The sequence below is a fragment of the Pseudomonas sp. P5_B2 genome, from assembly GCF_056400445.1.
The window spans coordinates 1-8681 of record NZ_JBFULH010000155.1 but is presented as its reverse complement, the minus strand read 5'-3'; the positions used below and the strand labels follow the sequence as shown (position 1 = coordinate 8681).

Sequence of the window (8681 nt, the reverse complement as noted above, 5' to 3'; positions counted from 1 at the left end):
GTTGTTGAACACGCAACCGGAAGCTACCACCAGGGACGTGCCGATCATGGCGGCCAGGAAAATGGCCAGATCGACATGCCCTTTCGAGGCCAGGAAAAATCCGCCTGCCACAGAAAGCACGTTACCGAAAATGATCCCCGGTTTGGTGATTTGGATAAAGTGCTTAAAGGACATCCGGACTTACCTCACTTCGCCATCATGAACGTGTGGATGCTGAACATGATCCACAGCGACAGGCCCACCAGCAGGACAATCACGATCGCGGCGAAAACAAACGCAATCACGTTGTTACGCTGCGCGGCAGAACGGTCCAGGTGCAGGAAGTACACCAGGTGCACCAGCACCTGGATCACGGCGAATGCCAGGACGATCATCAGGGTGATCGACTTCGGCAGCGACGGGTACATCACCAGACCAAACGGGATGACGGTCAGAATTACCGACAGGATGAAGCCGATCGCGTAGGACTTGACGCTGCCGTGGCCGGCATCGTGGCTGTCGTGGGCGTGTGTGTTAGCCATTTACATAGTCCCCATCAGGTAAACAACGGTGAATACGCAGATCCACACGACATCGAGGAAGTGCCAGAACAGGCTCAGGCAGCTCAGGCGGGTCTTGTTGGTCGACGTCAGGCCATGCTTGTTGACCTGATACATCATGATCGCCATCCAGATCAGACCGCTGGTCACGTGCAAACCGTGGGTACCGACCAAGGTGAAGAACCCGGACAGGAAGCCGCTGCGGCTAGGGCCGTAGCCTTCGGAGATCAACATGTGGAACTCGTTGATTTCCATGCCGATGAAGCCGGCACCGAACAGGAAGGTCATGGCCAACCAGCCCAGGACCTGCTTCTTGTTACCCCGGTAGAACGCCAGCATGGCGAAGCCGTAGGTGATCGAACTGAACAACAGCAGAGCGGTTTCGCCCAGCACGTATGGCAGCTCGAAGATGTCGTGGCCCGACGGGCCACCCGCTACGTTGTTAACCAGTACCGCGTACACCGCGAAGATCGACGCAAACAAAATGCAGTCGGTCATCAGGTAGAGCCAGAAACCGTATACGGTCATCTCGCCCGAGTCGTGGTGATGGTCATCGTGCCCATGTCCATCGACATGGGTGTGTCCAGCATTGGTCACTAAGTTCGACATGGTTTAAGCCTGTTCCAACGAGGTTTCAACACGGGTGGCGGTGGCCGGGATTTTCCCTGCCGCGACCAGACGCTTGTGCTGCTCGGCTTCGATGCGTTCGATCACATCGACCGGCACCATGTAGCCTTGATCGTCACGTGCAGCGTGGATCACGAAGTAGATGACAGTGCCGGCCAGGCTAGCGATTGCCAGCCACCAGATGTGCCAGATCATCGCGAAACCGAACACGGTCAACAGCGCGCCCATCACCACGCCTGTGGCGGTGTTGTTCGGCATGTGGATCGGTTCGTACTTGGCCGGAGCCTTGTACGCAGTGCCGTTTTCCTTGGCTTCGGTGAACGGGTCGATGCAGTCGGCTTTCGGCAGTACGGCGAAGTTGTAGAACGGTGGTGGCGACGAGGTCGACCATTCCAGAGTGTGGGCATTCCACGGGTCGCCGTGATCGCAGATGTTCTCTGGTTTGTTGCGGTCACGCACACTGACGTACAGCTGGATCAGTTGGCAGGCGATGCCCACAGCGATCATCACCGCACCGAACATGGCGACGTACAGGTACGGCACCCACTCAGGGTTGGTGGTGGCATTCAGACGACGGGTCATGCCCATGAAACCCAGGACATAGAGCGGCATGAACGCGACGAAGAAGCCGGTGATCCAGAACCAGAACGCTGCCTTGCCCCAACCTTCGTGCAGCTTGAAGCCGAACGCTTTCGGGAAGTAGAAGGCGAAACCTGCGATGTAGCCGAATACCGCGCCGCCGATGATCACGTTATGGAAGTGAGCGATCACGAACAGGCTGTTGTGCAGAACGAAGTCAGCACCCGGGATGGCCAGCAGTACGCCGGTCATGCCGCCGATGGCGAAGGTCACCATGAAGCCCAGGGTCCACAGAACCTGGCTGGTGAAACGCAGACGGCCSTGGTAGATGGTGAACAGCCAGTTAAATAGCTTCACACCTGTCGGGATGGAGATCAGCATCGTCGCCAGACCGAAGAAGGCGTTGACGCTGGCACCCGACCCCATGGTGAAGAAGTGGTGCAGCCAAACCATGAAGCCCAGTACCGAGATCGCGCCGGAAGCGTAGATCATCGAGTGGTGGCCAAACAGTTTCTTGCCGGTGAAGGCTGAGATGACTTCCGAGAAAATGCCGAACGCCGGCAGAATCAGGATGTAAACCTCGGGGTGACCCCAGGCCCAGAACAGGTTGACGTACATCATTGGATTGCCACCAAGTTCATTGGTGAAAATGTGGAAATCCATGTAACGGTCAAGCGTCAGCAGTGCCAGGGTAGCGGTCAGGATCGGGAAGGAAGCGACGATCAAGACGTTGGCCCAGGTGCAGGTCCAGGTGAAGATCGGCATGTCCATCAGTTTCATGCCCGGGGTACGCATTTTCAGCACGGTGGCCAGGAAGTTGACCCCCGTTAGCGTCGTACCCAGCCCGGATAGCTGTAGCGCCCAGATGTAGTAATCCATCCCCACGCCCGGACTGTATTGCAAGCCCGACAGCGGCGGATAGGCAACCCAACCGGTCTTGGCGAATTCGCCGACGCCCAGCGACAGGTTGATCAGCACCACGCCGGAAACCAGCAGCCAGAAGCTCAGGGAGTTCAGGAACGGGAAGGCAACGTCACGCGCGCCGATCTGCAGCGGCACTGCAAGGTTCATCAGGCCGGTGAAGAATGGCATCGCCATGAAGATGATCATGATCACACCGTGAGCGGTGAAGATCTGGTCATAGTGTTCAGGCGGCAGGTAGCCAGGCGAACCCTCGGTGGCCATGGCCAACTGGGTACGCATCATGATGGCGTCGGCAAAACCGCGCAGCAGCATGACCATGGCGACGATGATGTACATCACGCCGATTTTCTTGTGGTCGACCGACGTCAGCCACTCGGTCCACAGGTAGGTCCACTTCTTGAAGTAGGTGATTGCAGCAAACAGCGACAGACCACCGAGCGCGATCATGGCGATGGTTATCATCACGATCGGTTCGTGGAACGGGACCGCTTCCCAACTTAATTTACCAAACATCGTTTACTCCTCTGCCCCGGCAGCTGAATGCGAGTTCATGTCCATTCCTTGCGTAGCGGCCACTTCTTTCTCTTTCTTCTCGTGCTTCAACTTAGGACCCGGTTTCATACCTTCGTACTTGTCGACGATGGTCTGGAACAGGTTCGGCGTCACCGAGGAGTAGAGCTCGACTGGGTTGTTTTGGCTCTGCTTGGCAAGGGCTGCGTACTCAGCTTGTTCAAGCTGCTTAGGTGCCTTTTTGACTTCACTTACCCAGGCGTCGAAATCTTCCTGGGAAGTTGCGATCGCTTTGAATTTCATGCCGGTGAAACCTGCGCCGCTGTAGTTGGCGGAGATACCGTCCATTTCAGCGTTACGGTCGGCGATCAGGTGCAGCTTGGTCTGCATGCCCGCCATCGCGTAGATCTGGCCGCCCAGGCCCGGGATGAAGAACGAGTTCATCACGGCGTCGGAGGTGATCTTGAAGTTGATTGGCGTGTGCGCCGGGAACACGATCTTGTTGACCGTGGCAATGCCTTGTTCCGGGTAGATGAACAGCCACTTCCAGTCCAGCGCGACCACTTCGATGGTCACAGGCTTGACGTCGGATTCAATCGGACGGTAAGGGTCCAATTCGTGGGTCGAAACGTAGGTGATGTAACCCAGGGCAATGATGATCAGGACCGGGATGGTCCAGATTGCCACTTCGATTTTGGTCGAGTGAGACCATTTCGGGGTGTAAATGGCGTTCTGGTTGGAAGCGCGGTATTTCCAGGCAAACAGGAACGTCATGACGATAACCGGCACAACGACCAACAGCATCAGCAGCGTGGCGGTGATGATCAGGTTTCGCTGTTCCAGGCCGACCTGGCCCGTTGGATTGAGCAAGGTCATGTTGCAGCCTCCCAGCAACAACGTGCCGAGCAGCGGCACTAGGCCTAGTAATCTGGGGTACCTGTTTTTACTCATCTCACGACCTCTAAAGCAGCTTGCGCAATGCAGTTGGGTTTTGATCGCCAACACTTCACCCTGCCAAGGGTTGGCATTTTTCTTGGATTGAATAAGGGGCTGCCCGTCGCGCGTCAGACGCTGCTCGACAAATCCTGGGCCAGCGGTAAGTTCTTATTCGAATTCGTGGTCAAAGGCCTTGTTACAGACCAATTCCATTTGGTGCGGATAGTTGGAAAGACTCGACACCCGGGAGTCGCATGAAGCGTTCAAGCCCCTCGACGCCCTGCTTTCTGCTCATGCACCTGAGTAACGGTGAGCAGTGCCGGGATTTCAGTGCGGGCGATTGTAGATATGTAACGACTCATAAACCATGTCTCATCCCGAAATAATTTCTATCCATTCCAGCAACAATCTTTAGCCATCTCCGCAAAAACGCGGCATGTTATCGAAATTCATTCTCAACAAAAACACCAAAATTAGTAGGTCTACCCTGCGCAGTTCAGACAGCTTCGAAGCCCCCACTCTTGGCGCCGTCATTGCCCAACCCCCTGTGAGACAAGGGCTCTGGCGATTCGCCAGCCCCTGTTAAAACTGCCTGCTTGATCATTTCCAAAGTGATGTGATGAACCGCAGGACCCGTCCGATTTTGTTGCCTTGTCCTGCGTCAATTAATCCGCTTGAAACGCCTTGCGACTGCCACGCTGTGACAACGTGTCGCACACGTGTCGCACCCCTGGTTGTCGCGCATCACGGTCTTTTTACCCGACCTCTGAAATGCAAAACGCCCCGGCCCTCTCTACGAGGCCGGGGCGTTTTTATGGATGACGCGGCGGTGAGGCGAACCGCCTCAGCGCAGCGTTTTACGGTTACGCGAAGTCAACAACGGCACCAGAATCACGATCAGCACGAACGACACCAGCGCCCATTGCGGCAGCGACAGACCAAGGATCGGCGGGTACGGCGTAGAGCAGAAGCCATCCACCTGGAAGCCCAGCGGGAAGATCTTCGCCAGCGGCAAACTATCCACAATCGGTTGCAACACGTCGATGCCACAGCTGACCGCTGGATAGAACTGGGTATAGACGTGATGCCCGGCGACCGCTGTGCCTGCAATGGCACAGATGACCACTAGCGTCTCGAACACGGTAATGCTGCGACGGGTGCTCGTTGCTGCGCCGATGAAGGCAAACACCGCGATCAGCAACAGTGCGTAGCGCTGGAGGATGCACAGCGGGCACGGAGCCTCGCCCTTGAACACTTGCAGGTACAACGCACCGCCAATCAGTGCCAGGCAGATGATGCCCAGTAACACCAGATAGCGCCGTTCGCGCCCCAACCGCATTGTTTCCTCGTTCATCGCCTATCCCTTTTAAGTATCAATTGCCGCAAGTCTACACGCAGGCTCCGACGTTTGAGAGCCTGGCGCGTGCTGTCGGGTTTGGGGGAATAAACGATAAACCGGTTAAGAAGGGATTAACTTTTCGAACTGTAATCAAGAATTGAGACCGTGGTGCGGCCATCGCGAGCAGGCTCACTCCTACAGGGGATTGGGGTGAACATACTTTTGTGTACACCCAAAACCCTGTAGGAGTGAGCCTGCTCGCKATGAAAGCGACTCGGTCTCCCGAGTCGCCGCGCACAGTTACTCCAGCGCCGCAGCCGGCCCAAAGAACTCATAACGGCTTTGCTTCTCTGGAACCCCCAAAGCCTTGAGGTGACGCTTGACCGCAGCCATGAACCCTTTTGGCCCCAGGAAGTACGCATCCAGGTCACGCTGCTCGGGCAACCACTCGCCCAATTGTTCCTGGCTCAACAAACCGACCTTGTGTGCCGCTGCGCTGACACCGTCATCTTCGTCGTAGCAATAGAAACGCTTGAGTTGCGGATGACGCTCGGCCAACCCATCAATCCAGTCGCGGAAGGCGTGCACGCTGCCGTTGCGCGCGCAGTGGATGAAATGCACCGGACGCTCGGTGGCCAACGCAGCTTCGAGCATCGCCAGCGTCGGAGTGATGCCGACGCCACCGCTGATCAACACCAGTGGTTTGTCGCTGGCTGTCAGGGTGAAGTCGCCCGATGGCGGGAACAGCTCAATGCTCGAACCGACCTGCAGATGATCGTGCAAGTGGTTAGACGCACGCCCACCGGTTTCACGTTTGACGCTGATGCGGTAGTGGCCCTTGTTCGCCAGCTCCGACAGCGAGTAGTTGCGACGAATCTCTTCGCCCTCAAGAATCAGTTTCATGCCGATGTACTGGCCAGGCTCCGCCGCAAGGATCGGACCTTTGTCGGCTGGCTCGAAGTAGAACGAAGTGATTTCCGCGCTTTCCCCGACCTTGGCCGCGACGATGAATTCCCGCGCCCCGCGCCAGCCACCGGGCGCTTGTTCTTTCTGGTCGTAGATGCTGCCTTCAGCACCGATCAATATCTCGGCGAGTTGACCATACGCAGCCCCCCAGGCCGCAATGACTTCAGGGGTAGCGATTTCTTCGCCCAGCACTTCGGCGATGGCGCGCAACAGGCAGCTGCCGACAATCGGGTAGTGTTCCGGCAGAATTTGCAGGGCCACGTGTTTGTTGATGATTTTGGCCACCAGGTCGCCCAATTGGTCGAGCTGGTCGATGTGCCGTGCGTACATCAAGACACCGTTGGCCAAAGCGCGTGGCTGATCACCGCTGGCCTGGTGAGCCTGGTTGAACAGCGGGCGGACTTCGGGGTACTCAGAGAGCATCATGCGGTAGAAGTGCGTGATCAGCGCTTCACCGCCGCTTTCCAGCAGTGGCACGGTGGATTTGACGATGGCACGGTCTTGAACGCTAAGCATAAGGACGACTCCGGAGCTTTATGTGTATTTCCATAGACATATCAGTTTCCATGCCAAAACTATAATCCTTATAAATCAATAAGTTAAAAACATCGTAGTCATATCGACTCGAGCTGTTTTATAGTCTTGGCGACTACATGGAGTCACTATGACTGCAAAATCGTTGCTCACTGCCCTGCTGCCGCTTGTCGCCGACCTGTCCCGCGAACTGCCCGAAGGCGAGCGCTATCGACGCCTGCTCGAAGCCATGCGCGCCCTGCTTCCCTGCGATGCCGCTGCCCTGCTGCGACTTGATGGCGAATGGCTGGTGCCCCTGGCAGTCGACGGGTTGAGCACTGACACCCTGGGCCGGCGCTTCAAAGTCAGCGAACACCCGCGCTTCGAGGCCTTGCTCAGCAGCCACGGCCCAACCCGTTTCGCCGCCGACAGCGACCTGCCTGACCCTTACGACGGACTGGTCGATGGCCTCGACGATCATCTGGAAGTCCACGACTGCATGGGTTGCCCGCTGTTTATCGACGAGCGTCCATGGGGTTTGCTGACCCTCGACGCCCTCGACCCGGAACAATTCGAACCCATCGAACTGGATGCTCTGCAAGCCTTTGCCAGCCTCGCGGCAGCCACGGTCAACGCCGCCGAGCGCATCGAGCGCCTGGCCAATCGCGCCGAAGACGAACACCAGCGTGCCGAGGTTTACCGTCAGGCCAGCGGGCAGCAGGACCGAGAAATGATCGGCCAGAGCAAGGCGCACAAACGTCTGGAGGAAGAGATTAGCCTAGTGGGTGGCAGCGACCTTACTGTACTGATCACCGGGGAAACCGGGGTCGGCAAGGAACTGGTGGCGCAGGCGATTCATGCCGCTTCTGCACGGGCCGACAAACCGATCATCAGCCTGAACTGCGCAGCCTTGCCGGACACCTTGGTAGAGAGCGAGTTGTTCGGCCATGTGCGTGGCGCGTTCACTGGGGCGACGAATGATCGTCGCGGCAAGTTCGAACTGGCCAATGGCGGCACGCTGTTTCTCGATGAAGTCGGTGAACTGTCACTAACGGTGCAAGCCAAACTGCTGCGCGTCCTGCAAAGCGGACAATTACAGCGCTTGGGGTCGGACAAGGAACACCAGGTGGACGTACGTCTGATCGCGGCAACTAACCGCGACCTGGCCGAGGAAGTGCGCAACGGGCGCTACCGTGCCGACTTCTACCACCGTTTGAGCGTTTATCCCTTGCTGGTACCGGCACTGCGCGATCGTGGTCGCGATGTGCTGTTGCTCAGCGGCTTTTTCCTGGAGCAAAACCGCTCGCGCATGGGCCTTAACAGCCTGCGTTTGAACAGCGATGCCCAGGCCGCATTGATGGCCTACAACTGGCCGGGAAACGTGCGGGAGCTGGAGCATTTGATTGGCCGAAGTGCGCTCAAAGCGCTGGGCAACAGCAAGGACCGACCGAAGATTCTCAGCTTGAGCGCGGCGGACCTCGATTTGCCCACAGGCCGCGTCGAAGCCGTTACCGAGCAGTCAGTGGCCAACCCGGTAGTGCTGGTATCGGGTGATTTGCGTGAAGCCACCGAAAACTATCAACGGCAATTGATCAGTGCTTGCCTTGAGCGGCACCACAACAACTGGGCGAGCGCGGCGCGTGAGCTGGGTTTGGACAGGGCGAATCTGGGGCGAATGGCCAAGCGGTTGGGGATGAAATAACTCGGTCTCTGTAGCAGCTGCCGAGCCTGCGAGGCTGCGTTCGAGG

At 57.4% G+C, this 8681-nt stretch carries 7 protein-coding genes and 1 pseudogene; 1 reads left to right on the top strand and 7 read right to left on the bottom strand.

Annotated features, from left to right (window positions below):
* The 7 genes and pseudogenes from AC1DRJ_RS14100 to hmpA form a co-directional block, all read right to left on the bottom strand.
* A pseudogene (locus AC1DRJ_RS14100) lies at positions 1-174 on the bottom strand (heme o synthase); the annotation flags it as partial.
* Positions 175-185: 11 nt separating this feature from the next.
* Positions 186-521, bottom strand: coding sequence for a cytochrome o ubiquinol oxidase subunit IV (cyoD, locus tag AC1DRJ_RS14095; RefSeq protein WP_477802696.1), 336 nt, complete (start codon positions 519-521; stop codon positions 186-188).
* Positions 522-1148, bottom strand: coding sequence for a cytochrome o ubiquinol oxidase subunit III (locus AC1DRJ_RS14090; RefSeq protein WP_219094456.1), 627 nt, complete (start codon positions 1146-1148; stop codon positions 522-524).
* A 3-nt stretch (positions 1149-1151) separates the two neighbouring features.
* The gene (cyoB, locus tag AC1DRJ_RS14085) at positions 1152-3182 is read right to left on the bottom strand and encodes a cytochrome o ubiquinol oxidase subunit I (protein WP_477802695.1); all 2031 of its coding nucleotides are present in this window, start codon (positions 3180-3182) and stop codon (positions 1152-1154) included.
* A 3-nt stretch (positions 3183-3185) separates the two neighbouring features.
* Positions 3186-4130, bottom strand: a complete 945-nt coding sequence (gene cyoA / locus AC1DRJ_RS14080) for a ubiquinol oxidase subunit II (protein WP_477802694.1) — start codon at positions 4128-4130, stop codon at positions 3186-3188.
* Positions 4131-4959: 829 nt separating this feature from the next.
* On the bottom strand, positions 4960-5469 hold the full coding sequence (locus tag AC1DRJ_RS14075) for a disulfide bond formation protein B (RefSeq protein ID WP_477802693.1): 510 nt from the start codon (positions 5467-5469) through the stop codon (positions 4960-4962).
* A 285-nt stretch (positions 5470-5754) separates the two neighbouring features.
* Positions 5755-6936 (bottom strand): NO-inducible flavohemoprotein, encoded by a 1182-nt coding sequence (hmpA, locus tag AC1DRJ_RS14070; protein ID WP_477802692.1) that lies wholly within the window; start codon positions 6934-6936, stop codon positions 5755-5757.
* 148 nt (positions 6937-7084) lie between these two features.
* Here hmpA and norR point away from each other — a divergent pair, with 148 nt between their 5' ends.
* Positions 7085-8635: a nitric oxide reductase transcriptional regulator NorR gene (norR, locus tag AC1DRJ_RS14065; RefSeq protein ID WP_477802691.1), complete on the top strand. Its 1551-nt coding sequence runs from the start codon at positions 7085-7087 to the stop codon at positions 8633-8635.
* Positions 8636-8681 lie beyond the last annotated feature (46 nt).